The sequence below is a fragment of the Halobacteriovorax sp. HLS genome (genome assembly GCF_004006665.1).
Classification (GTDB): Bacteria; Bdellovibrionota; Bacteriovoracia; order Bacteriovoracales; family Bacteriovoracaceae; genus Halobacteriovorax.
The window spans coordinates 118,149-143,015 of the sequence record NZ_QOCL01000003.1; the positions used below are offsets into that span (position 1 = coordinate 118,149).

Genomic DNA, 24,867 nt, shown 5'->3' on the forward strand with positions numbered 1-24,867 from the left:
TAAAAAATTACTCTATTTTTTCACCTTGTGGCTCTTTTGGCTCAGCAGGAGTAGTTCCTTTGAATGCCATAACCTGAGTGATCGCCGCATAGATTTCTTCTTTGCTAAGAACTTCTCCCCATGCTGGCATACCATTATCTTCTACTCCATCTCTTACTACTTTAAAGATCGCTTGTGGAGTTCTTTCAGTAATGTTCAACCAGTAGTTATCTGTTAAGTTTGGACCAATATCACCACCACCATCAGCAGCGTGACAGCTTAGGCAATTTTCTTCCCATACTGTTGCCGCTAATGCTTTGGCGTCATTATTTTCAACCCAAGTATTGTAGTGCTCAATATCAAATTTGCTAAGATCATTGGCCGCAACTGCCTTGAGCTCATTAATTTTAACCATATCTTTTTCAAGGGCCTCGGCCAAGCTTGGTCCACCTGCCATGTGATAATACATGAAGTATGGAATTGAGAAAACGATAGATGCTGCCCACATCCACACCCACCAAGAAGGTAGTGGGTGATTTAGCTCTTGAATACCATCATAGTCATGATCTAAGAGAAGGTCTTTCTCATCATCTAGAACGTGTAGTTTTTCATTGTTATCGCTCACTTCTTACCCCCTCCTCAAGAGGCAGATTTTCTGCCTTTGCGTAATATGGATCTGACCCTCTTCTATTTATCCAAACTAACATTGAAACAAAGAGAGTAATAAAAATTAATACACCAAGTGTTGGTAACCAAGGGTGATTGAAATTCATTAATACTTGCTTAATCATTTCTTACCTTCCTTTTTCTTCGCATCACTTCTTGCACCATCAACACCTAATCTTTGTAGGTAAGCAATTAGAGCGATGATTTCTTTGTCTTGCATTTTCATTTCAACACCGTCTTTGTTAAGAGCTTTAGTGATTTCAAATGCTTGTTTTTGAGCAGAAGTAACGGCCATTTTAATATCTTCATCAGTATAAGGAACTCCTAGTGCTTTCATCACTTTAAGTTTCTTAGGAAGAGATTTCATGTTCCACTTCTTTTTAAATAGCCACTTATACTCTGGCATAATCGACTTAGGAGTAACTTCTCTTGGGTCCCACATATGTCTGTAGTGCCACATATGATTGTATTTACCACCAACTCTTGCGATGTCTGGACCAATTCTTCTAGAACCCCATTGGAATGGTCTATCGTAGACAGACTCACTGGCCCTTGAAGGAGCTCCATATCTTAGAGTTTCATCTGCCATTGGACGAATCTGTTGAGAGTGACAAGTGTAACAACCTTCTTTAATGAAGATATCTCTACCTTCTAACTCTAGTGGAGAGTATGGCTTGATTTCAGGATCTTTCTCAATAAAAGTATTACTCAGTAGTGATGGAGTGATCTCAACTATACCACCAATTAAAATCGCAATAGTTGTAAGAATAGTAAATAGAGTAGGTAGTCCTTCTAATTTTCTATGACCTGTTTCGTGTGCATCTGAAGAATGATCAATTGCAGGAGCTAGGAACTCTACGTCATCCTGTGCTTTTGCATTTTTGATAGTCATCCAAAGGTTGTACATCATTAGAACAAAACCACCTAGGACTAGAACACCACCAAATGCACGTACCCAGTACATTGGAACAATTCTAACAACAGTTTCAATAAAGTTAGGATAAACTAGCTTACCTGAAGCATCGATATCTCTCCACATTAGTCCTTGAGTAATACCTGCTGTCCACATAGACATCATGTATAGTACTAGACCAATTGTTGCCGCCCAAAATTGAGCATTTGCAAGCTTCACAGAGTGAAGAGTAGTGTTGTAAATTTTAGGAACTAGGAAGTATAGTATCCCAGCGATCATCATATAGTTCCACCCAATTGTTCCTGAGTGTACATGTCCAACAACCCAGTCAGTATAGTGCCCAAGAGCATTAACTGATTTAATGGCCATTAGTGGACCTTCAAAAGTTGCCATCCCGTAAAATGTAACTGAAGTTGCAAGGAATTTTAAAACTGGATCTGTTCTTACTTTATCCCAAGAACCTCTAAGAGTAAGTAGACCGTTAATCATTCCCCCCCAACTAGGCATCCAAAGCATTACAGAAAAGAGCATCCCTGTCGTCTGAACCCAATCAGGAACTGAAGTGTAAAGAAGGTGGTGAGGTCCGGCCCAAATATAAAGAAATACTAGTGACCAAAAGTGGATAATAGAAAGTCTATAAGAGTAAACTGGTCTATTCGCAGCTTTTGGAATGAAGTAGTACATAATTCCTAAAAATGGTGTTGTTAAGAAGAATGCAACAGCATTGTGTCCATACCACCACTGTACTAGTGCATCTTGAATACCAGCGTAAACTGGATAAGACTTCATAAGATCAACTGGCAATGAAATTGAGTTAACTATGTGAAGAACTGCAACAGTTACTATCGTCGCAATATAGAACCAAAGTGAAACATAGATATGCTTCTCTCTTCTTTTTGCAAGAGTTCCAAAGAAGTTGATCGCAAAAACAACCCATACTACTGCAATAGAAATATCAATTGGCCATTCAAGCTCAGCATATTCCTTACCAGTAGTTATTCCTAGTGGTAGAGTGATTGCTGCCGCAACAATAATTAATTGCCAACCCCAAAAATGAATTCTTCCTAGGATATCGTTGAATAAACGAGCTTTAGTAAGCCTTTGAGTAGAGTAGTAAATACCAGCAAACATTGCATTTCCTACGAAGGCAAAAATAGCTGCGTTCGTGTGTAATGGCCTTAGTCTACCAAATGTTGTCCATTCTAATCCAAGATTTACTTTCCAACTTGCTAATTGAAAGGCCACTGTAACACCTAATAGAAGTGCTACAAAACCCCAAATAACGGTCGCGAAAATAAACATCTTAGATAGAGCGTCGTCATACTTAAAACGCTCTAAGTGAGAGTCATTCATGTTTCTTTCCTTTTTCGTTAAGAAGATCACCTAAGTTCTCTTCGGTTTTAATATTAGTATTATCATCATCAAATAAAATTCTTGTTGCTGGAGTGTCGAGATCATCAAATTGTCCCTTTGATGTTGCCCAAATAAATGAAACAACAAAGAAGACTCCTAAAATAAGGGCCAATGGGATTAGTAGATATATGATATTCATTTTTTTAACTCCCTTAGATTATATAGAGTGGCAAGAACCACACTTAGAGAGCTAATTGGCATAAGTATCGCTGCAAATAAAGGAGTTACTATTCCCATTAAAGAAAGAGTTACACCAAGTACGTTATACGCCAAAGAGATGAACAAATTAATCTTTATTGAAGAATATGTTCTCTTTGCCAATGAGAAAAGCTCTATTAGGCCGAGCATTGGATTTTTAGTGAGATAGATATCACTTGCTCTAAGGCTTATATCCATTGCTCCTCGTAGAGAGATTGAAACATGTGCTTCTCTCATCGCAATAGCGTCATTAGCACCGTCGCCAACCATGACAGTACCTTTTTTAGATTTAACTATTTCAGACTTTTGTTCAGGACTTAGGTCTCCAAGAGCACTACTTCGTGGCAGATTTATTTCCGCTGCAATATTACTTACGCACGAAAGATTATCTCCGGAGAGTATAGTTGGGGTTACTTTATTATTCTTGAGAAACTTAATAAGCCTAGGAGCATCTTCTCTTAGTTCATCTTTTAAAGTGAATACATAGCAGAGCTCATCATTTTCAAAAAAGTTTACAGTAGAGTTTGTTGAACTATTTGTTAAATCCTTTTCGATTCTATATTTATGTTCATTTATAGAAGCAGTGATACCTTTTCCTGCTATTTCAATGAGGTCTGAAACTACTAATTCAGTATTTGTTCTTGACCAGTTTACAAGTGACTGGGCTATCGGATGAGCAGAGTGCTTCTCTATTGAGTAAACCAATTCATTGATATTCTTAATCTCTTTTAGAACTTTAACATTTACAACATCAAAATTTCCTTTAGTTAATGTTCCGGTCTTGTCTAAGAATACTTCTTTTGCACGGGCCAGCTCTTCTAAAGATTTTTCAGACTTAATAATAATGCCGCCTCGTTTTGCACTATTCATGGCCTTAGCTAGCGCAAGAGGTGAAGCTAGGCCTAGAGCACAAGGACATGAAATGATAATAAGTGCTAATGTTCTCTCAATTGCGATATGAAGATTGAAGTATGATAAGAAATATAAGAATGAAACGATTGAAAGCGAGAATACTCCTGCAACAAACCATTTACTAAGCTTACTTGTAAGAGAGTGAAGGTCTAGGTTTTCACCTGCAGTCGACTCTACTTTCTCAATAATTTTTCCTAGGGTACTTTGAGCGAATTCTTTTTTGACTTGTATGACTAAGTCATCACTTATATTCAAAGCGCCAGCATAAACAAGTTGACCTTGATTGACTTCAGCTGGTCTACTTTCTCCATTGATGAGGGAGTTATTTATAAAGCTTGATCCTTCTAAAATAATAGAGTCACAAGGAATGCTTTGAGATTTCTTTATTAATAAAATATCATTTGTAACGATATAATCACTATGAACACTTTCATATTTATTCGTTTTTGAGTTTAGACGAAGGACAGGTCCTTGGTTAAAAAGTGACTTAAGCCCTCGTGTGTTAAGTCCACTTTGTAGAATTTTGTGAACAACAAATCTAGAGGATAAAAGTAGAAAGACTAGGATGGCTATAGAGTCAAAATAGAAGTGATTACTTCCCACTGCAAGATTGTACAGTCCAGAAAATGTTCCAATAATAATTGCCGTGGATATAGGAATATCAATATTTACAGACTTTGATTTAAGAGCTGAGATTGAGCTCTTGTAAAATGGAATAGCGCTAAAAAGTAGTATTGGTAAAGATAGAAAGAAACTCACCCAACCAAACAAACCGCTAAAAATTTCTCCGGCCCCTGCGTAGATGGCAACTGAGTAGAGCATAATATTTGCACTACAAGCGGCTGCAACGCCAATTTGAATTAGCTTTAGACGGTCTTCTTTATTTTGAAGTTTCGTAATTTCATCACTAGATTTAACTGGGTGTGGGCGATAACCCATCTTTACAAATTCTTGAGCAATTTCTGCTAGATCAGCACCGGGCTCAACGACAAGATCAACTGTGGATAAACCTAATTGTACTCTCGAAGAGAGAATTCCGTTTATAAATGTTGGTGTTTTCTCAAGTAGCCAAACACATGCGATACAGTGAATTCCTTCTAAATAGAACTTTGCTTCAAGACCCTGAGGTGTAGCTTTTAAAAACTCTGACTGAAATTTTTCTTCGTTGAGATAATTAAAGTCTATACTTTGAGTGTTTGGAACTGGAGATGCTGTATTATCTCCAGATTGTTCTCTAAGCTTGTAATAGGTGAGGAGGTTCTTTTCCTTTAGGGCCTGATATACAGTTTGACAACCGTAACAGCAAAAGAGCACATCACCGTCATGAATAGGGTTATTAGTAACTTCATTGCAGTGGGTACACTTTGAGCTAAGCTTGCTAGAAATGTCTTTAATAGACTCTTTAGGCATTAGCTTCTCGGTGGTCTTAGTACATGAATATCACATGCCGAATATTTAACTAAGTGGTCTGTAAAAGAACTTGAAAATAGTCCTTCGATTCCATGTTTTTGTTTTGAAGCAACAATGACTAGATCAGCGTCGACTTCAGTTAGGTAGTCACTAATTTTTTGTTTTGGACTATAAGCAAAGTAGTTCTCTATTTGTGAGTTCTTTAGTTCATCGGCAGTGCAAACTTCTTTTGCGACACCTGAGAGAATTTCTTTTGTTGCTTTTTCTATCTCTGGATATTTATCTTCCGAAGGAAAAATATAAGGAGAAAAGTCAGACGTATAGACATGAATCTCGAAAATATGTACGAAGTGAAGCTTCGCATTTTCTAGTAAAGGATTCCCTTTTAGAGTTTTAATAAGCTCAATATTCTCATCTTCGAGCGAGCAGCAAATTACGACGTTTTTCATGCTAGAATTCCTTTTATAATAATGAAATTATAATAACTTTTTTGTTTTCAATAAAACCTGATATAGGTCATGATTTTACCTAAAATTGGTAAGATAATGCTAGTTAATTAATTAATTTTATTGAAATATTGAGTTTATACCGCAATGAGACTACTAAAGAATTCTTGTAATTCATCATCTTGTTCTTTGTGATTGAGAATTTCTAGTATTGTACTGCGATCTAAGAAGCAAACTTCAGTATTAGGAAGAATTTCAGCGTCCATATCTACTGCTTCATTATTCATTAATTCTTTAAACCCAAGTAGAGTCCCCGGGTCAAGTATTCCTTTTATTTTATTATTCTTGGTAAGGTGAATATATCCGTTTAGAAGTAAGTAAGCGACAATTGGGGTCTGCCCTTCATAGAAAAGCTTTGATTGGGTTGAGTAGCAGTGTGGGCTACTAATTTTCTTAATCTTAGTTATGAGTTCTTTTGAAATTTTAAGGTAATCATCTTTAGTATTCATGCAGAAATCTTAAAATAAAATTTCTGCATGTAATATGTTTTAGATCATGTTTTTGTAATTAATATGACAAGTTTGCCCATTCAAGAAGTTCTTCTTCTTTAACTATAATTAGAGTCTTGCCGTCTTGTTCGATTAGACCTTCGTCCTTAAATTCAGAAATAAATCTAATTAGAGTTTCGTTTGCCGTTCCAATCATAGTGGCCATTTCTTCACGAGTAAGCTTAATATCTAGCTTCACTTTTCCATCGGCTAATTCTGTCCCATGAGTCTTTTTTAGAACAAGTAGTAGCTCTGCTAGTCTTTCTCTAACATTTTTCTGGTGAAAAGAGCTTAGCTTTGTCTCAGCTGAACCCATATCTTTAGATAGCTTGTTGATGATATTAAGAGAAACAGTTGGTTTTTCTTCAATCATTTTTAGGATATATTTCTTATCAATAAAGCAAACTTCACTTTCTTCCATGGCCGTTGCAGTTGCAGTGTAGTGCTCTTCAGTAAATAGAGATCTATGACCTAGGATATCTCCACCTTGGCAAATTCTAACGATAGATTCCTTACCATCAGGACCAACTTTGGTAACTTTCACATTACCTTTTGAAATACAGTAAATTCCAAATGGGTGATTTCCTTGTACAAAGAGGGTTTGTCCCTTCTTGTACTTATTAGTGACTTTGTGCTTATCAATATCAGATAGGGCGAGCTCTTCAAGTTCGCAAAAGATACCTTGACCGTTAGATGGACAGCTCTCACATTTCGTTTGAGATTTCATCATTTCTTCCTCTCTCATCTCAGATTAGAGATGAATTCAATAATTTATTTATAGGAAATACTATACCAGTACACTTTCTTTGGCCACGAAAGTTAACTTCTTTTAAGAATAATTTATCAAATAGAATCGGCTACTTAATGCATTGCTTTGATTTTTCAAGACTCTCTTTAGCTAATAGTGACAGCTTGTCTGCATCGAGCTTTCCATCTTTTAGTTGACTTAAGAATTGATCTTGCCATTTCTTATTGCCTGTTGAGAGCAAACCTAGGAAGTTATCAAACTCACTTGAGGAGTTCGTTCCCATTTTATCCATAGCATCTCTAATTACAGAAAGTGAATTAGGATCATTGATCCCTTCGTAGAGGTTTTTTAAATTTCTTCTTTGGTTGGCACTAAGTACAAGAGATTTACTACCTTTTGCAAGATGGCCAATGCCTTTCATTGCTCCTAGATCAAGTGCCGAGAATCCAAGGGCCAAGGCGGCCTCAAAACGTGCTTCTTTAAAAGCAATTACTTCGTCTCTTCTTTCTATTATATTAGTCTGATCAGATGTTTGTGCCATTATAGATCTGTCTAAGGCCTGGGCCTGGGAATAATTATTGTAGGCCTTATTACTAAAGTAGGCAGACTCGGCACCTCCTAAGATAAGTGCACTTGTTGTCGTAGCAGCAAGTACAGTTCCTCCAACAGTTCCAGCTGCAACTCCTGCAGATAGTGATCCCGTAAGAAGCCAACCACCGGCCACTGCTCCAACTCCTGTTGCAATGAGAAGTCCTCCACCGATGGCACCTATGAGAATGGCCGCCTTGTGAATATTTTCATCACTTTCTTTATCACTATTAATATTGGCAATAGCTTTACAGGCCAAAGACGAGTACTCAGGATTTTGCAATAATGTTTGTCCTGCTACAATTGGGTTTCTCTTAATAAGATCCTCGATAGATTCCAGTCTATTACTTTTAAACCTCTTTTTCTTATATTGATTTGCCATTGCTGCGCGACCAATAGATTTACTTTCCTTAAGTAACGATTGATCTTTTTCTCTTTCGATACTGTAACTATTGAGTGAGTCAATCTGTTCATAAATCTTCTTTTCTACTTCTTTAATCGATGCTCGAATGTGAGATTTTTTTACTCTCTTATGTTTCTTATAAACGAATTTATCTCCGACTTGCTCAATATTCGAAGAATCGTCACTATAAGATTTTAATCCTCCATCATTATCTTTTATCTTATCTGTTAGTAGTAGAGCTCCGTCGCCCTGGGAAGCTTCCTGTAGATAAGTTTTTATATAGTTTTGAAAGTTAACTTTTTGATTGGTATCTTCCATTTGCGCATAGTCACTCCAGTACCAGCGCTCTTTTGCTTCAAAAGATATTTTCGATAATTTTTTGTTAATGAGATCAATCTTACCATTTAGATTCTTTTCAACCTCATCTATAGATCGTTTTTTCTCGTTCTTAGCGAGTTCCATTGCAGAACTTTTAAGCTCCTCTTCAAGCTCATTTTTAAACTTTGTATTTTTACATATATTAGATTTTTTACAGACTCTATTTGTTAGGCGACTTAATTGACTCTTTGAAAGAGTTCCATTTTTCATAAAAGAAGGATCGTACTTATACAAGACACTTAAGAGAGTTTTTAAAGTGGTTTTGATTGCATTATTATTTAACTGCGCCTCAAAGCTATTTTCAAGATACTTATCTGTAGGACTCATGATAGATTGAACAAAACCATTTAGTTCATCATACTTTGTTATATCAGCTCTACAGGGAACTGGAATATCAAATGACTTTCCTGCAGCGTCAATTACTCGCTGCCTTAACATTAGATTGTCTTCATCATCACTCAAACAATTTTCTAAATTATCTTTTAAAGATTTAAAGTTGACTAACTTCTGGTGATTCTCAAGTAAGTGTGACCCCTTTGGAGATTTAAGAAAAGTCTTATTCGACGGGTTTCTAATATATGCATTAACTTGATTGATAACTTTTTGTGAGTATTGATCATTTAATTTTTGAGAGCCTGTCCCGTCTAGCAACATCGCTTGATAAGAAGTCAGGTTTTCTATTTCTTGATAAGTTGCCCATACTGATGAATTTGTAATTAAAAATACAAAAGAGTAAAGGATTGTGCTGAGGGTTTTCATTTGAAATCTATTTTTCATTAGCTAACTTATCGGAAATAGGTTCAAGTTATTTAGAGTTATTGTCACCAACTTTCAGATACTTAATGGCCATTAGTCCTAATTTTTGCTATAAGCTCTTAATCAAGAATTGAGATATGGAGAATATATGACAAGTGATGGATCTAGACTTATTCAGAGCATTTTAAGTGAGGCGGAATCTTATTCAAGCCTTGAGATCATTGAATCTTATATTCAACAAGGACAGGACCTTTCAAACTTACCAACTCAACCTCTCTATGTTGCATTAAAGTCACTTCCAACTGAAGTTGTGGCCAGTGCTCTTGGAAAATTTAGCTCTGAACAAAGACAAGTATTTCTAGATTTAGACCTTTGGAAAAAAGATGATATTGATCCTGAATCTTTCCATTTTTGGATTGAGACTTACTCTAAAGTCACAGATGAAAAGCTCAAGAATGAATTTTTAAACAGTATTGAATTTTCAATTTTTATAAAAGGAAGACTTAGTGTTTGGACCTTTGATGTTGAAGATCCAATGTATCCTGATCATGATAATTACTTTTTAACAGAAGACAGTCTACTCTTATTTGAGTTTGAAGAAGACTATCCTTATGTGGGAGAGCTTAAGCAGTTTATTAAAGATATCTATTCCGAAAAGGGTGTTGAAGCTGCTTATCAGCATCTATTTATGATTGTCTCCGACGGTTTCTTGTCTATGCAAGAAGACGAGTACCGCTTTAAAAAGCACAGATTAAATGACTTAGGTTTCGTTGACTACTATGATGCCCTTGAGATGAATAATTCCTTTCCTAGTATGTCCCATGTTGATCACTTCATAAAGAGTAAGGTTGAAATTACAGGGGAGCTAGAAGCAGAGAGTTTAAATCAATGTCTTGATAAAAATGCTGTTATTGCTTTTAAGAATAACTTTGATTCTATCTCTGATGAGCTGTCGAAATTGAAGAATGAAAAACGTGTAGATTTTCTGCAGTTTAATTTTACTCGTTTAATAAATGCGACGCTCACTCTAAGCGATGCTTTAAAAGATGGTAGTGTTGCCATGACAAGAGTGGGACGCGAAACTGCTAACACAATAAAACTTGGCCTTAACTATATTAAGAATTTGTCCGAGCAAAGTGAGCAAGGGGTATTTTCTAAATTTGACTTTGTCGATATCTATAGAGTTGGAAGATCATTAATTTATCTAACACAGAAGACAATAAAGAAGTCCTATGCTCAAAGTGGCTTCAATAGTGATAATGATGCTTTTCTTGGAGAGATTTTTTCTACGACTATTGAAAATTCTTTCTATGGAGAAGTGAAGTATATCGAAAATAGAATTGAAAATAAGAGTACTTTAGTTGAAAGTTACTCTAGCTTCCTAAGTTGGGAAAAAGAAGTTCAACTACTAAACTCTACACTTCCTTTTATTCAAAGCTTCTATAAGACCTTTCAGGAGCTAAAAGAAGCTGGCCAACTAATGGATAACTACTATTTAAATTTTGATGTGGCAGATATCGATTTTGAGTCCTTGATACTTAGCACCTTTATAAATTTCTGTAATAAATCTATCCAAGAAAACTCAGGAATGAAAATTGGTGTCACAATTAGTGAGCTTAGAGATTTCTCAAAAAGATTTATTCAACAAGAAGCTATACTTCAGTCTAAGGCCATTGAGTTTAAGAATACTTTTGGACTTAGTGTCATTGATGGTTTTGAAAACTACATAGAAGATATTATTAAATACCATCTTTCAGGTTACGATTTAGAGGAACTAGACTCTAGCGAGTTTAAACATGTTGGTGGACCTCTAATCCTTCAAGATCAATAGGGCCAGCTAGACACCTTGTTGACTCTGCGCAAGGTGCTCTTTGATCCAAACCTTTATCAAAGTAGACAAAATTACACCAGTTTAGTGCTGAAAACTTGGCACGCTTCTCGCAATACCATTTTTAAAGTGAAAGATTTTCATGGATTGAAAATGACCCTTAACAATAAGAGTTGTTTTCTATATCAATGCTAAGCGTTACACAGAGAGTTTAAAAACACAAGAGGGAGAGAGAGAATGAAGAGTAAATTAATGAATGCAACAAAGAAATCGTTACTAGCTTTAACAGCACTTGCAACACTTGCGAGCTGTGGAGGCGGTGGTGGTAGCAGCAGCGGTGGTGGAGGTTCATCTTCAACTTACGGTGCTTATAGTAGTCCTTATATCTCGGCGCAGAGTTTTGTAAACTCACTTAATAGCGTTGACGGCTATAGCGATAACGAACTTGTTAAGTCTGAATGGGATACAGTTAGATCTAGTTGGGATTCTGAAGATTTCTTCGTTATCTATGATGGAGAGTATGATGAGTATGTAGCTGTCTCTTTACAATATATAAGAGCAATTACTTATTATGATTATTATTCGTCAAATAATAACTTAGCTTCAGAGTTTAGAGATATTCAAGATGATCATGACTTCTTTGATGGTCTAATCGGAGATGGTTATGGTGATGATTACGAAATTGTTGATTATGACTACACAGATGCTTGGGGAGAAGATTACTATGTAGGGTTTGATTCTGGTTTCTTATATGAAGATTCAGAAGAAACTACTGACGTATCTTTAATGGCAGCTGATAAAGAAAAAGCGGCCTTCTACAAAAAAGCTGCAGACGTATCTTTTGCATATTCAATCGATATGAAAACTTCTCTATCGCTTGTAACTCTAGGGTCTAAAGTAGAGAAAATGCTTGATCGCTCAAAAGGTGAGCAGTTAACAAAAGAAGATGAGCTTGCACTAGTGACAGATATCGAAAAAGTTACAGGAGCTAGTTATTCAGAATTTAATGAAGCTGCAAATAATACAGAACTTAAAGAAGATCTTGTTGCAAAAATCGCAGCTAAACTTGGAACAAATGCTGATAATTTAGAAAACAGACTACTTCCAGAAGTATTCGGAATTGACCTTTAGTTAATAGAATCTCAGTAATACATACCAAAGGGCCTTTATAGGCCCTTTTTAATTTCAGCTAGTTAGATAATTAAACATGCATGTTTTATTTACACAGTGACTTAGGTGGGAAGCCGCGCTGTGTTATAAATGACTATTAATAAAAAGAGGAATACTGTGCAAAAATTATTTAATCTAATAATGATCACCCTTGTTGGGGCCCTATTATTTGCTAATACCAATGCAAAGGTAGAGTACATTCCTCTTGATACAACAAGAATTCCTAGTAACGACCTTCTTCACCCAGAGCTTGGTAAGCTTAGCTCAGAACAAGCATGGCAATTACAAAACGATTCAAATATTGGATTGGACTTATCACTATTAAATCCAATAGAGAGTGAAGTATGGAAGAATACAGATCAAACTCTAGCAAATAGTGATATTGATGAAATCCAAGTTTCTTCGCAAACAGAGCTAGTCTTTCTAGGTGTCTTAGGCTCTCAATCTGGAACCCTACGCTTCACTGTTTTAGATAATACTACAGGTAATATTCTAAATATTGTTCTCGATAAGAACCTTCATACATTATTACTAAGAAAGAATCTACTGCGTAAACTTGGATATGTTGTTCCATCGATGAAGTATAAGAAAAAAGTTAAAGTTGCATTTAGCAGCTTAGAGGAAAAGAATCACTTCTTAGAAAGGGTCATTCCTGAAAATACATTTGGAGCACCGTCTAGATGGATGGTTGCAGACTCTGAAGTAACAATTGATCTGCAAGATGTGATTGTAATGCTACCTCGCTATGGTGATCATTATAATTTAGCCTTTGGTGTTCCTCCTAAGACTTTGACCAGTAGAACTCTGAGATCTCTCATTGTTCCTTACTCTCTTTTAGACGTTGATGAAGCTATTAATACTTTTAGCTTTAAGGCCGCAAGAAAAGAAGCAAATAGCATTGAACTAAGTCACTTCACGCTTGCAGATATGAATACAACTCAAGATGATGCAAAGTGGATTCTAGGTAGAATGAAAGACTTTTCTAGAGAAGACTTTGAGCAAATTGTTAAGAACTCTCATCTTCCTTATGAAGTTTCATTGCTACTAGTTGAAAAACTTATTGCTAGAAGAAATAATTTATTAGAACTCTTTGCTATCGATTCTACTCCAATTGAATTTAATCCAAAGATTAGCTATGGTGAAAATTTAAAAAACGGAAGACTTCTTAAAGAGAATTATGATGGTTATGCATCTCGCTTTGCCTATGGTGATCCAGATTCTCCATTTAGAGAACTTAAGTATTCTCTTTTGAGTAAGCTTCAGTCCGATGCGATTGATTCTCTGATTAGGCAAGCAAATTCAAAGCTATCTGTTTTTGATGTTAACGATGCACGACTCGACTATCATAAAGAACAATTTGAAACAGGATTGAATCATTATATTGAAACGGGAGAGTTTCTAGAGCAAAAAGTTGGTACTTGGGTATCTCCAATTGTTAATGGAAATATTATCCTCTCTCGTGACGTCGTTGTCGGTAATTACCAAGGAAGTGATAATCTTGTTCAAACATCGGATATTTTTGGATACGGAGTTTCTCTAGGTGCAAATGTTGGAATTGAGGGATTACCAGCTGGTTACACTGCCCTTGCTAGAGGTCAGGTAAGTTATTTAAAAACCTTCTCTCACTTAAAACCTGTCCGCTCATTAAAGGCCTCTTTAAAAGAGCCTTATAAGAATATGATTGTTTCACTGTTAAAGAAAAACCTAGAAAAGCGCTTGCTTGAACTTTCTAAGCTTGGAGAAGTGGAGGATCAAGAAAATCGTAATGAACGTATTCAACTAATAGCAGATGAGATTAACGAGAACTTAGGAGTAGGTGAATCACTTATAATATCTGAAAGATTAACTCCATCTTTTCTTGTAAAGGGCGGATATTCTTGGGCCAATACTAAATTAAGTCTTGCTATCGACACAAACTCAGTTTTGATGAAGAGAGTGCATATTTATCGTAAGGATGCAGATACTGTCCAGGTTTATGTTGATAACGGAAAGCTTGGAGAAGTAGGTGTTTCAATAGAGCTTGATAGTTATATCCCTGTAACAAAACTAAACTTCAGCGTTTCAAAGGGTAACTTTAATGTTGAATTATATAATGTAAATATTAATTCTGATCCAGACCTGAATCCGAAACTATTTTCTGGGGTTAACGCAATCTACTCCTTACTCGATTCTGGGTCTAAAGAGCTACTAGGTAGCTACACAAGTCCTTATAAAATTAAGAATAGTTTTCTAGATAAGAGCTCTAAGTATGCTTTTCTTAATTGGAGAATGAAGAAATTGAAAAAGAGAGGACAGTTCTCTGTCTTTACTCCAGAAAACTATGAAGCTAAGTTTTTTAAGTATACTTATCAAAAAATGATTGGTCTTAATAATTGGGCCTTTGCTCGAGATGTGGCGAACTATTACTTAAGTAAGATTACTGAGTATATAACACTTAGAAATGAAACTTGGAAAAGGCCATCTCAAACATTTTACGGCGTAAATGCAGTAGAAGGACTAAGGTTTGAGTCTCGTTATGATGAAACTAAAAAAGGTAGAGCACAATTTCCTGATACTTTCATGGCCCTAGAAATCTTAAAGGAAGGGTGGAAGATAAAAGAATCTAAGCTAAAGAAGATGATCTCTGAGATTAACGAAGAGTTTGGAACAAAGATTTTTTCTGATTCAGATATAAATGATGCAACAGGATTGAAGCTATATTCAGTCTCAGTAAATTTAAATATCTACGAAAAAGGTGTGTGGAATATTTTAGATTTTAATGAAGATAAAATTCTAGAGCTTGGAAGGGAATATAGAAAGAAGTATTACGATAGAAGACACTGTTCAACAACTCGTTTAAATAGAGCTCCTATCTCTAAGAGAATTCTTTGTGGTAAGTTTCAGCCTTTCGTTGATAAGAGAGAGAGCTGTGTTAAGAAAATGAAAAAAGATGAATACGATGGTGTTGCCTGCTTAGTAGATCTTACGATGATGTATAAGAGACTATTAAATTATGAAGACTTCATTAGTATTATTGGTAAGAGTAATACTTACCTAAATGGAAAAATAACAGGCTATAGACAGGAAAGTGATATTCTATCGACTCCAATAAATGGAAATACTGAAGGACAAGTCAGTGGGAAGTATTGGAACGGACCTGTTGAAGAACTTAGAACTCGAATTGAGATGCAATCCAATGAATTTAACGGATCATGGTTAAGGGAGAATATGTAATGAAGAAAACCCTTATTCTATGTCTATTATCGCTACAGACTTTTGCAAATGATCCTTTGTCATCTCTTCAGTGGGCGCTTGAAAATAATGCTCAACCAATATTTAGATCAACTGGTGAACTAACACGTGAGTTTGTTAGAGGAGTTAAGGGTGAAGACCTTGATTTACCAAAAGATTTGGTTTTAACAAAGAATAAGACCATCGTTGCGGTTATTGATTCTGGTGTTGATATTGAGCACCCTGACCTTAAAGATAATATTTGGACTAATCCTAAGTGTAATGAGTTAACTCTTGAACAAAGAGCTGATCAAGATTGTCATGGATGGAACTTCCTAGACGGAAATAATGATTTAATTGATGAAATAGGACATGGGACACATGTCGCGGGGATAATCGCTGCTACTTCTAATAATGGAATTGGTATTAAAGGGGTCGCTTCTCAAAATGCATTAATAATGCCTCTTAAGATTCTTAATCCTAAAGTAAATAGCTTCGTTTATGATAAGAAGGTTATTACTAATATCATTGCAGATGCGATTGCCTATGCGATTAAAAATGGCGCGCAAGTTATTAACTTATCTCTAGGATGGCCAAAACTAATTCATACTAAGAAGGTTCGCTTTGCTATTGATCAGGCCATTGCTAAGAATATTGCCGTAGTCGTCGCTTCTGGAAATAATAATAAGAAGATTCCAGTTTATCCGTGCGCATATGATGAAGTCATTTGTGTCGGAGCAATGGACAATAAGGGAAATATTCCTGAATTTTCTAATTTTGGTGCGAAGGTAGATGTCATCGCTCCTGGTGAGGGTATCATAAGTACATATCCTAGAAACTTAGAATCGAGATTGCTTAGAATCCCTGGTTATGAAATTAAAAAAGGTTCTTCTCAGGCGGCACCATATGTATCGGGGCTAATCGCTCTGGATAAGTCTCGTAATTCTGATCTCTCTCTTGATGAGATTAAGCAACGTCTCTTTACTGGAGCAAGAAAAATCGAAGGACAAAAAATTATCAAGTATGGAAAGGTTTCTTTTACTGGCTATGAGTCTGTTGTTTTAGAAGACGGACACCCTGAGTTTAATTTAAAAGGTCTCAGCGAAGTTGTTATTAATGAAGATGGTCGTTTTTCTTTTAGTCTACCTGTAAGGGCACTTGTTAAAGATATTCCTTCTCTTAATTTTAAAGTAACTCTAGGTCATCAGGGTAATACCTTATTTGAACAGAGCTTTGATAAAGTAAAAGTTTTAAACTCAAAGCATAGAGAGATTCGTGTTACTGGTACTTTAGATAATTTTTCAATTGATTCTCATATTCCAATGACGATTGAATTTAATGAAAAATCAATTACTCATGAACTTGCTTTCGTTAGAGAAGTCGACAAGATTGATAATAAAGTAACTCTTACAACTAATCTTCCTGCAAAGAACCTTATTACAATTCAGTCTGGACGTAAGTTCTCAAGGCTTCAGAAAGTAATCTCAACAAATTATGCTTCTAAGTCTTTTGATTACTTCTATGAAATTATTGGTAGTCCAGATACAAAGGTACAGATTGCTAAAATATCAAGTACAGATGTTCTTGAAAGTGTTTTTACTATTCCTAAAGTTGGAAAGATTTTAAATATAGTAAAGAATGATTTTAACTTTGATGGAATAGATGACTATATGATTTATTCATTAGGCAAGAAGAGTGAAAACCTCATTCTTAGCTACCTCACAAATGATGGGGCACCATTATTTAATGAATACTCTCATTGGACTTTCCCTATTTCAGGCTTTGAAGGATTACCTTTCTTTAATAATGAAATTAAGTTTGATTTTTTGAAAGTAGAGACTAGCTTTATGGGAGCAGTTAAAGTTCCAACATTTATGAAAACTTGGAAGATGCCTGAGGCCGACAATACTTTGGACCCTCTTGATCGAATTGACTCTGAATTTGCGACGAAGAGACCTTACTACTTATTACCTAAGCTAGTTGACGGGAAGGTTGTCCTAGATATTAGAACTCTTTCTTCTTACAAGTTTTTAGAGGACTTTAAAAAGAAGTTTAATGTATCTTCACGAGATGAATTATATTTTGACACAATTATAACGCAAAATTTAAATGCTGCTAAGGACGCGAAACTTTCTGCGATTGTTATTACGGGTAGAGAATTTGCCAAGCGCTATTATGAAGTGGTTTTTTCAAATACAAGTGAATACGAAGTTAAAGAAATAGGTTTATGGGGTAGAAGTCTCGAGTCAAATAAAACTCTTATCAATGATGACCTTCTTTCAAATGAGAGAGCATCTTTTGCTTTAATAGACAGACAGAAGTTAAGAGTTCAATTTTGGAATAATATTGAGACTGGTGATGTTCTTGAATTTGATACTGGAAGTTGGGGAGACTTAATTATTGATGTTCTAAATCTCTCACAGAACTTATTTAGTAAAGCTCTATTCATTGAAAGTCGCTACTTTATACATCTCGCAACAAATACTGGCGTAAAATCGAAGCTACCTATTAATAGAGAAAGTAGTTTTCCTGGTGTAAATTTCTCTGAAACGATCAAGCAAGTTAAGGTCTCTAATTCAGAGGGGAACTCTTCAGCACTTCTTATTGATTCAAGCCTTATTTATGGTGATAGGCTATATGCAATGGTTTATGACAACGGAGAATTCTCATCACCAATTTATTCTAGTTTTAAGGTTCCGGCCAATTGTAAGCATGTTGATACGTTAAACTCTAATGATGAGTCAACTTTACTTCTGACATGTTTACAGAAAGACGGTAGTGCAACAATTGAATTACTCAAATTAGAACAGAGAGTTGAATAAGCTCTCTAGTTGCTTATTAAGATGACTGTCACTTGGTAACATTCTCTTAACTAGCTTTTCCTTGGCCTCGTCGCAGATTATTGTTTGTTTCTTTGCGATGTATTGAGTTTGATTAAATTTCTTATAGTTTTTAAGCTTGGTTCCAAAGAACTGTGAGAACTTCTCTAGACGTATAACTTCATTCTCTAAGAAGTTATAAAGTTGATAGGTATCGTTATATTTTTCTAGCTCTTTTTTCTTTTGTTCAGCTTGAATTTGTTCCTGTTCATCAAGAACTAAATCCATAATCTCTTCAAAACCTTTGATTTGGTCTATTTTATCTTTAGGCAGGACTTTATTTTTTTTGACCATCTCTAATTTCCTTTTGGTCTAGTTCTTCAAGAACATTTTCATAGAAGTTTAACTCTTTTGATTTTCTATAAAGAAGAACTTGATGAGTGTAGCCTTCTTTTAAATCAATTTCTTTTTGATAAAGATCATTATTAACCACTTTTTCAGCAAGTAGAGTGGCCTTATTCAACAGGGCAAGCTCTTTATTTTTTAATCTCTTGGCCTTTTTAAAGTAGTGTAGAGGAAGGTTTTGAACGTGTTCAACTACAGTGATAGAGATACTTCTAATGGGAGTTTCACTAATTATGTAGAATGGATAAGGATAGCGCGGATGTATCTCTAGCTCTTTAAGAACTTGCTCTATATTCATGGCCGCTGTTGGACGCTCTTTATCACTTATAAGGTGTAGAGATGTGTACATTGGAATGAGTCCTAATTTGCTCTTTCCGAGTTCTTCTCTCAGGTATTCTACATTGTATTGATTTAAAATAAGTTCTTCATAAATTGGAATTCTCATAATTAACTAATTATATCATAAGCCAGTGGAAATCTAAGACATCACTTGTTGCCGATGGCCTAAGCGGTTAAAATAGTTAAAAGATTAAAGTTGAGGAAAAACTTGAAGTACCCATTTGTAAATCTACCGGATCATTTTGTTCGGCTATTAAAAGTTAATATGCAAAGTTCTGGAAAGAACTTTAGTAACTTAGAATATTATATTTCTGAAAGAAAAGGCCTTCTTTTACTTTTCCAAATGATTAGTAAAGATATCGATACTGGTGGCAATGTAAATAAGGTCATCAAGAGCTTAGGTTGGCATGGTGTTAGAGATCGTTTTGCTTGTCTTTATATAGAGAAGCTTATTAACGGTGAATACCCTAAGAATATCCAAGTCGGAAATTGTTTTGGAATTCTTGGACTTGAAGATCGACTTAAGAAATTTAGTATCGGCGGTTACTCACGAGGATTTCTGCTGGCCTTTTATTTTAAAATTGCATCGATTGAATTGAGTATTGCCGGTGACAGTTCAGGTAGCGAACTTCTTAATATTGATGATGTATTTGAAGTTCTTGCTCTTTCAACTTCTCGTACAATTAAGATCGATTGGGTAATCATTTTGATACAACATTTAATTTTATTTCTAGGAAAGGATGAGGTTTTAGAACTTGTGAGAGCAGGTGGTAAATACCAAGATATCTATGAACTCCTTACTAGCGATCAAAAGAAAATCTATATAAATAACTTACTGTCCTATGGGGCATCAATCAATGAGAGAGATATTTTTATCTCTGATCACGTCTAGGTTTGTAAATGGAAAAAGAAAATACGGTTTGGAAATTAGTTAGTGACTTAAATACGAAAAAAGGCATAACTGAGATAGTTATTAATGGGCCAAAGAGTATTTTTGTCGAAAGAGGTGGTCAGTTTATTCAATTAAATTTCACTATAACTAAACAGGACATCAATCAATTCATTAGTGAAGTTGCTGAATATAATAAGAAAGTTTGTAATGCGGAAAATCCAATATTAGACGGAAATCTTCCTGATGGCTCTAGGATTAACGTTATAACTGAACCATTTGCAAGTGGGTTTCCTTCAATTTCTATTCGTAAGTATATTCGAAGTATCGTTGACTTTGATTCAAGTCCTGGAATATTTGGAATTGATCCGAAGTGGATCGAGTTTTTAAAGGCCGCCGTATCGGCCAGAATGAATATAATTGTCTCGGGTGGAACGGGTGTTGGTAAGACAACATTTATGAATCTACTATTAAAAGAAATAAGTCCTGCCGAAAGAGTTGTAACAATAGAAGATACGTTGGAACTTAGTCTTGATATCCCAAATATAGTTAGGCTCGAAGCTGGTAGTAAGATTCAGTCCTCTGACTTATCAGTACGGGATCTTGTAAAAAATACTCTTAGAATGCGACCTGATAGAATAATCTTAGGGGAGATTCGTGGTGGAGAGTTCTTCGACTTACTACAGGCGATGAATACTGGTCATGATGGAAGTATGACTTCTCTTCACTCGAGCTCAGCTACAGAATGTATCAACAGAATGGAAACTCTATTTCTAATGTCTGGCTATGATGTTCCTTATCATGTGGTGAGAAAGCAGATGAGTACTGCAATTGATCTCATCTTACAGATTTCTAGAGACCGTGAAGGGAAGAGAATTCTTAAGACAGTTCAAGAGGTGACAGGAATGGAAGGGAGTAATATTCTTTCTCAAACTATTTGTACTTATGAAGATGGAAAGCTTGTTTCTACAGGGATTACCCCTAAGAATATGGATAAGCTCCACCATATGGGAGCTCTTCCAATGGACTTTTTTAATAATTAATTCAGTGAGTGTTTAATTATTCTTCACACTGTCCGGCATAGAGAAAGTCTGCTCCTGAACTTGTCAGTTCACAGTAGTTTCCAAAAGTTCTTTGTTTAAGATCTATCGATCCACAAATAGGCATATAGACCTCAGGGCAGTAGGTCGGGCCATCATCTATTTTATCATTACAGTCATAGATTTCTACAAGTGAGTATGTATTCTTTGGATAGAAGTTTTGAACGATTTCAAATTCACCATTTTCACAAGTTTGAATTTTATGATCGAAACTAACCACATTAAAATTCCCACCTTTAGTAAGTAGAACCATGTGAATGAGATCACTCGAACCGTTGTAAGGAACAAGTTTTCCGTTTACTGTAAATGCTACATTTGCATTTACGGTGAAAGTCATCACTAGGGCAAGAGTCATTATCATTAGTTTCATAGAGTCCTCTAGAAAAAGTTCAACGGTTTATAGTCCTAATTTTAAGTTTTTAAAAGTTATTTATTGATTTATTTTTAATAAGCTCTACTTATGATAAAATTCTAATGACTTTAGTTCTATTAATCTTCAAGGTGTTGAAATTATGTTTATTGATACTATTAATCTAAATTTGCTGCGTATTTTTGAAAGTGTCTACAGAAATAAGAGTATGACTAAAGCAGCGTTTGAACTCAATATGACTCAATCTGGGGTTAGTCAAAATGTAAAGAATCTCGAGCTAATGTTGGGAGTGAGTTTATTTGATAGAGTTAAGAAACGTCCAATCGCTACTGATAAGGCCCATCAACTTTATGAGTCTTGTCATGACCATTTGTATGGACTCAACGATGCACTTGCTAGAACAATGGGTAAGGAGCAAGACTTTGCAGGTCAGTTAACGATCGCTCTACCTAGCGAGTATGGAAATAATATCATTCTACCAATACTAAAAGATTTTTCGAATAAGTATGAAAAGGTGAACTATAAGATTCATTATGGCCATGCTGCAAGTATTAATAAGATGTTACTCACTGGAGAGCTTGATTTTGCCATTGTTGATAGCTATGGCCTAGATAAGGAAATTAAAACGGTTGCCCTCTCTAGTGAAGAACTAGTTCTTTGTTGCTCCCGTGAGTATATGAATCAGAACAAGGGAAGCTCTAGAATTGATAGGGGCTTTTTTGAATCTTTAAAATTTATCTCATATATGGACGATTCCCCACTAGTTAGATCCTGGTTTTCCCATCACTATCAGTTTCAAAATATGCAAATAAATTCCTGCGCAACTTTGCTGAATGCCCAAGGGGTTGCTCAGCTTATAACTCTTGGCATGGGAGTTGGTATTTTACCCATTCACATTGTTGATAAGCTAAAAGAAAGTGGGCAGGAGTTACATGTTTTTAGAGCAAAAACAACTGCGCTATTAAACTCATTGAGCATGGCCTATCTCGAGTCTAAAACTATGAGTAAGGCGATGCATGAGTGTATTGAGTTTATTACAAAGGCCTTAAAGTCTTAAGCAGGGTTTTCACTTGATATGAACGTACATTCCACATCAAACTTTTCTTGAACTTTTTCCATTAAGGACTGTACGCCAAATTGCTCAGTAGCGTTGTGTCCTCCTGCAAACATCGTTACTCCCGACTCGGCACTTTCATGCCAATCATGTTCACTCATCTCACCTGTTAGGTAAGCATCAAGACCATTTTTCATGGCCAGGTACCAATCACTATTGGCCCCTCCAGTTATAATTCCTATGGACTTAATTTCATCTTCAGTTTCTGGTTTTGAATAAATAACTTCGTGATCTAGAATATCTGTTAGTTTCTTAGCAAGTTGAGCTCTTGTTAGGGGAGTTTTAAATTTCGCTTTAACTCCGGTGGGAGAGCCTTTGTAGTCTCCAAATGGGTTCAAATCAATTAGGTCTAATTTCTTTGCGATGGTCGCAGCGTTTCCAACTTCCATATGTGCATCTAGTGGGAGGTGATAGCCAAAGAGATTAATATCATTTTTTATAAGAGGAATGACTCTCTTTGCAAAGGGGCCTTTAATTGGTTTGGTTCCGTGAAAACTCCAAAATAATCCGTGATGAACGACAAGAGCGTCGGCCCCGAATTGAACGGCCTGTGCGATCGAATACTTTGTTGCGGAAACACTAAAAGCTATTTTAGAAATTTCTTTAGTACCTTCAACTTGTAGACCGTTAGGTCCGTAGTCTGAAAATTCGTAAATATTTAGTAATGAGTTTAAAAACTTTTCGAGCTCTTTAGATTTAATCGACATGGCCAATCCTTTTAGGTTTTAACTATGTCGATTATTTTAACATTAATTTAGAGGTGAGTCGTCATTTTCTGGTAGGTCAAAATCATTTTTAGTATTTTCACCTTGCCAGTTTACTTCCCAATCTTTTGATTCAGATTTATGAATAGACTTCTTCAGTCTCTCGACCGTATTGTGAAGTTCCTCATGATATGGAGCGAGAGTAAGTGCTTTAGAGAACTCTTCAAGTGCCTTAGGAAGGTTCTTTAAAGTCATCTGAGCGCGTCCAGAGTTTATATATGGATACTCTCTGTTTTGATAATTGACGGCCTTCTTTGCAAGCTCAAACCATTTTAAACTTTCTTCAACTTGTCCTTCTGTTAGAAGGTATGTACCCAAGTCATTATACGGAGGACCATAGTCACCATCTTTTTGGATGGCCTTTAAGCAGTAGGACTTGGCCTTATCTAGACTACCTGTTAGTGAGTAAACCCATCCAACGAGTGTTAGAATCTCTGCTGTTTCTTTATAATTTAGGGCCTTAGTGAATTTCTCTAGTGCCTTATCATAGTCTTTATCAAATACTGCTTCGTGACCTTCGTGCATGAGGTGATCATATTTTTTGTCACGTTGCCACTCAAGTGAACCAATTGAGCCTAGGCCATTAGATTCAAATCTTTTGATATTTTTTTGATCGAGCTTGAATAGTGGAATGATCGCGTCTTCACTAATATTGTGCTCATCCATTTCTTCAGAGCTTTCTTCAACTTCGATTGTCTCTACCTTAGAGCCACCATCTATAATTGATAGACCACTTGTATGAACTCTTGGAGTAGAATCTATTTCTTCTTCGAGCTCTTGTCCTAGATCTAAAAGGTCTTCATCATTAAGATCTTCATAGTTTCTAGCAGGAGATAAGATGGCCTCAGCTAGATTTACTCTAGGAAGTTGGATGCTTAGGTCTGTGAAGTCTGAACATAAGTGATGCCACTCATGAGCATACTCATATATTAAGTTTGTATACTCAACAGTAACTTCAAGAACTGTTTCGCTATTAAGTTCTAGCTTGATCATTTTCTCAAATAATTCAGTCGTATTGTGACACTTTTGTTTTAGATCACTTAAAGAAAGTTGAGTTACATTTTCGCTAATAAATTCTTTTTTAAAAACCTTTGTCTCAAGAAGTTCGACTAGATCAAAGTTCATTTTTTGAGTCAGCTCTCTAGACTCAGGAAGTTGAGAGAGTTTAGAGAGGTCATTCACAGCGTGAACAAGCCTTTCGAAATATGACCAGGCGCAAAGTAGCTCACTGGTTAATAATATTTTAATGTTCTCGTCCATTGAAATGTTATTTCCTTTGATGATTTTCAAGTGTCATTCCTTTGACCATGCTATATGTTATTAGGCCTCATTGGCAAGTCTGGTAGGTTATTTGTTCAATTAAATTTTGCCATCCAGTCTAGGGTCACAAATACTGAATAAGCGAATAATTTCATTGAGATAACAAATGCTGGAAGCTTCCACTCAATGCTCTTTGTCCTTGTTTGTATTCTGTATTGGTTCGTTTTGTTCATAATTACTC

Annotated in this window: 22 protein-coding genes; 7 read left to right on the plus strand and 15 right to left on the minus strand. The window is 35.7% G+C overall.

Annotated elements, in window-relative coordinates; translation table 11 throughout:
• Positions 1-7: 7 nt before the first annotated feature.
• The 9 genes from DPQ89_RS05305 to DPQ89_RS05345 all read right to left on the minus strand — a co-directional run bounded on the left by DPQ89_RS05305 (position 8) and on the right by DPQ89_RS05345 (position 9,379).
• Positions 8-604 carry a cbb3-type cytochrome c oxidase N-terminal domain-containing protein gene (locus DPQ89_RS05305; protein WP_127715877.1) on the minus strand — a complete coding sequence of 199 codons (597 nt, stop codon included), beginning with the start codon at positions 602-604 and terminating at the stop codon, positions 8-10.
• Positions 594-770, minus strand: coding sequence for a cbb3-type cytochrome c oxidase subunit 3 (locus tag DPQ89_RS05310; RefSeq protein WP_127715878.1), 177 nt, complete (start codon positions 768-770; stop codon positions 594-596). Before DPQ89_RS05310 ends, DPQ89_RS05305 begins: the two co-directional genes overlap by 11 nt.
• Positions 767-2,911 (minus strand): cytochrome-c oxidase, cbb3-type subunit I, encoded by a 2,145-nt coding sequence (gene ccoN / locus DPQ89_RS05315; protein ID WP_127715879.1) that lies wholly within the window; start codon positions 2,909-2,911, stop codon positions 767-769. Before ccoN ends, DPQ89_RS05310 begins: the two co-directional genes overlap by 4 nt.
• Entirely contained in the window at positions 2,904-3,110 is a 207-nt protein-coding gene (gene ccoS / locus DPQ89_RS05320) for a cbb3-type cytochrome oxidase assembly protein CcoS (protein WP_127715880.1), read from the minus strand. Before ccoS ends, ccoN begins: the two co-directional genes overlap by 8 nt.
• The gene (locus DPQ89_RS05325) at positions 3,107-5,491 is read right to left on the minus strand and encodes a heavy metal translocating P-type ATPase (RefSeq protein ID WP_127715881.1); all 2,385 of its coding nucleotides are present in this window, start codon (positions 5,489-5,491) and stop codon (positions 3,107-3,109) included. The genes ccoS and DPQ89_RS05325 overlap by 4 nt, the downstream gene beginning before the upstream one ends.
• On the minus strand, positions 5,491-5,940 hold the full coding sequence (locus DPQ89_RS05330; RefSeq protein ID WP_127715882.1) for a universal stress protein: 450 nt from the start codon (positions 5,938-5,940) through the stop codon (positions 5,491-5,493). Before DPQ89_RS05330 ends, DPQ89_RS05325 begins: the two co-directional genes overlap by 1 nt.
• A 134-nt stretch (positions 5,941-6,074) precedes the next feature.
• Complete coding sequence (locus DPQ89_RS05335; RefSeq protein ID WP_127715883.1) at positions 6,075-6,446, minus strand: cyclic nucleotide-binding domain-containing protein; 372 nt, start codon at positions 6,444-6,446, stop codon at positions 6,075-6,077.
• 58 nt (positions 6,447-6,504) lie between these two features.
• Positions 6,505-7,212 (minus strand): Crp/Fnr family transcriptional regulator, encoded by a 708-nt coding sequence (locus DPQ89_RS05340; protein ID WP_164848271.1) that lies wholly within the window; start codon positions 7,210-7,212, stop codon positions 6,505-6,507.
• 130 nt (positions 7,213-7,342) lie between these two features.
• Positions 7,343-9,379: a hypothetical protein gene (locus tag DPQ89_RS05345; protein ID WP_127715885.1), complete on the minus strand. Its 2,037-nt coding sequence runs from the start codon at positions 9,377-9,379 to the stop codon at positions 7,343-7,345.
• Between the two features lie 127 nt (positions 9,380-9,506).
• Here DPQ89_RS05345 and DPQ89_RS05350 point away from each other — a divergent pair, with 127 nt between their 5' ends.
• The 4 genes from DPQ89_RS05350 (at position 9,507) to DPQ89_RS05365 (ending at position 18,388) form a co-directional block, all read left to right on the plus strand.
• The gene (locus DPQ89_RS05350) at positions 9,507-11,189 is read left to right on the plus strand and encodes a DUF6178 family protein (RefSeq protein WP_127715886.1); all 1,683 of its coding nucleotides are present in this window, start codon (positions 9,507-9,509) and stop codon (positions 11,187-11,189) included.
• 234 nt (positions 11,190-11,423) lie between these two features.
• A complete protein-coding gene (locus tag DPQ89_RS05355) occupies positions 11,424-12,317 on the plus strand; it encodes a hypothetical protein (protein ID WP_127715887.1) in 894 nt (297 codons plus the stop codon).
• A 156-nt stretch (positions 12,318-12,473) separates the two neighbouring features.
• Positions 12,474-15,569, plus strand: coding sequence for a hypothetical protein (locus DPQ89_RS05360; protein ID WP_127715888.1), 3,096 nt, complete (start codon positions 12,474-12,476; stop codon positions 15,567-15,569).
• Positions 15,569-18,388 (plus strand): S8 family peptidase, encoded by a 2,820-nt coding sequence (locus DPQ89_RS05365; RefSeq protein WP_164848272.1) that lies wholly within the window; start codon positions 15,569-15,571, stop codon positions 18,386-18,388. Before DPQ89_RS05360 ends, DPQ89_RS05365 begins: the two co-directional genes overlap by 1 nt.
• On the opposite strand, the gene DPQ89_RS05370 is transcribed toward DPQ89_RS05365, so the two are convergent.
• Entirely contained in the window at positions 18,368-18,739 is a 372-nt protein-coding gene (locus DPQ89_RS05370; RefSeq protein ID WP_127715890.1) for a hypothetical protein, read from the minus strand. The genes DPQ89_RS05365 and DPQ89_RS05370 overlap by 21 nt on opposite strands.
• Positions 18,723-19,235 carry a hypothetical protein gene (locus DPQ89_RS05375; protein WP_127715891.1) on the minus strand — a complete coding sequence of 171 codons (513 nt, stop codon included), beginning with the start codon at positions 19,233-19,235 and terminating at the stop codon, positions 18,723-18,725. Before DPQ89_RS05375 ends, DPQ89_RS05370 begins: the two co-directional genes overlap by 17 nt.
• Before the next feature lie 102 nt (positions 19,236-19,337).
• Here DPQ89_RS05375 and DPQ89_RS05380 point away from each other — a divergent pair, with 102 nt between their 5' ends.
• Together DPQ89_RS05380 and DPQ89_RS05385 are read left to right on the plus strand one after the other, a co-directional pair.
• The gene (locus DPQ89_RS05380) at positions 19,338-20,021 is read left to right on the plus strand and encodes a hypothetical protein (RefSeq protein WP_127715892.1); all 684 of its coding nucleotides are present in this window, start codon (positions 19,338-19,340) and stop codon (positions 20,019-20,021) included.
• Between the two features lie 8 nt (positions 20,022-20,029).
• Positions 20,030-21,061, plus strand: coding sequence for a CpaF family protein (locus tag DPQ89_RS05385; RefSeq protein WP_127715893.1), 1,032 nt, complete (start codon positions 20,030-20,032; stop codon positions 21,059-21,061).
• 16 nt (positions 21,062-21,077) lie between these two features.
• Here the strand turns inward: DPQ89_RS05385 and DPQ89_RS05390 are convergent, their stop codons facing one another.
• Positions 21,078-21,488, minus strand: coding sequence for a hypothetical protein (locus tag DPQ89_RS05390; protein ID WP_127715894.1), 411 nt, complete (start codon positions 21,486-21,488; stop codon positions 21,078-21,080).
• Between the two features lie 142 nt (positions 21,489-21,630).
• Here DPQ89_RS05390 and DPQ89_RS05395 point away from each other — a divergent pair, with 142 nt between their 5' ends.
• On the plus strand, positions 21,631-22,545 hold the full coding sequence (locus tag DPQ89_RS05395) for a LysR family transcriptional regulator (protein WP_127715895.1): 915 nt from the start codon (positions 21,631-21,633) through the stop codon (positions 22,543-22,545).
• Here DPQ89_RS05395 and DPQ89_RS05400 read toward each other — a convergent pair.
• The 3 genes from DPQ89_RS05400 to DPQ89_RS18450 all read right to left on the minus strand — a co-directional run bounded on the left by DPQ89_RS05400 (position 22,542) and on the right by DPQ89_RS18450 (position 24,859).
• Positions 22,542-23,309 carry a Nif3-like dinuclear metal center hexameric protein gene (locus DPQ89_RS05400; RefSeq protein ID WP_127715896.1) on the minus strand — a complete coding sequence of 256 codons (768 nt, stop codon included), beginning with the start codon at positions 23,307-23,309 and terminating at the stop codon, positions 22,542-22,544. The two genes, DPQ89_RS05395 and DPQ89_RS05400, sit on opposite strands and share 4 nt — an antisense overlap.
• Positions 23,310-23,351: 42 nt before the next feature.
• Positions 23,352-24,626, minus strand: a complete 1,275-nt coding sequence (locus DPQ89_RS05405; protein WP_127715897.1) for a tetratricopeptide repeat protein — start codon at positions 24,624-24,626, stop codon at positions 23,352-23,354.
• A gap of 95 nt (positions 24,627-24,721) precedes the next feature.
• Positions 24,722-24,859 (minus strand): hypothetical protein, encoded by a 138-nt coding sequence (locus DPQ89_RS18450; protein ID WP_164848273.1) that lies wholly within the window; start codon positions 24,857-24,859, stop codon positions 24,722-24,724.
• Between the last annotated feature and the right edge of the window lie 8 nt (positions 24,860-24,867).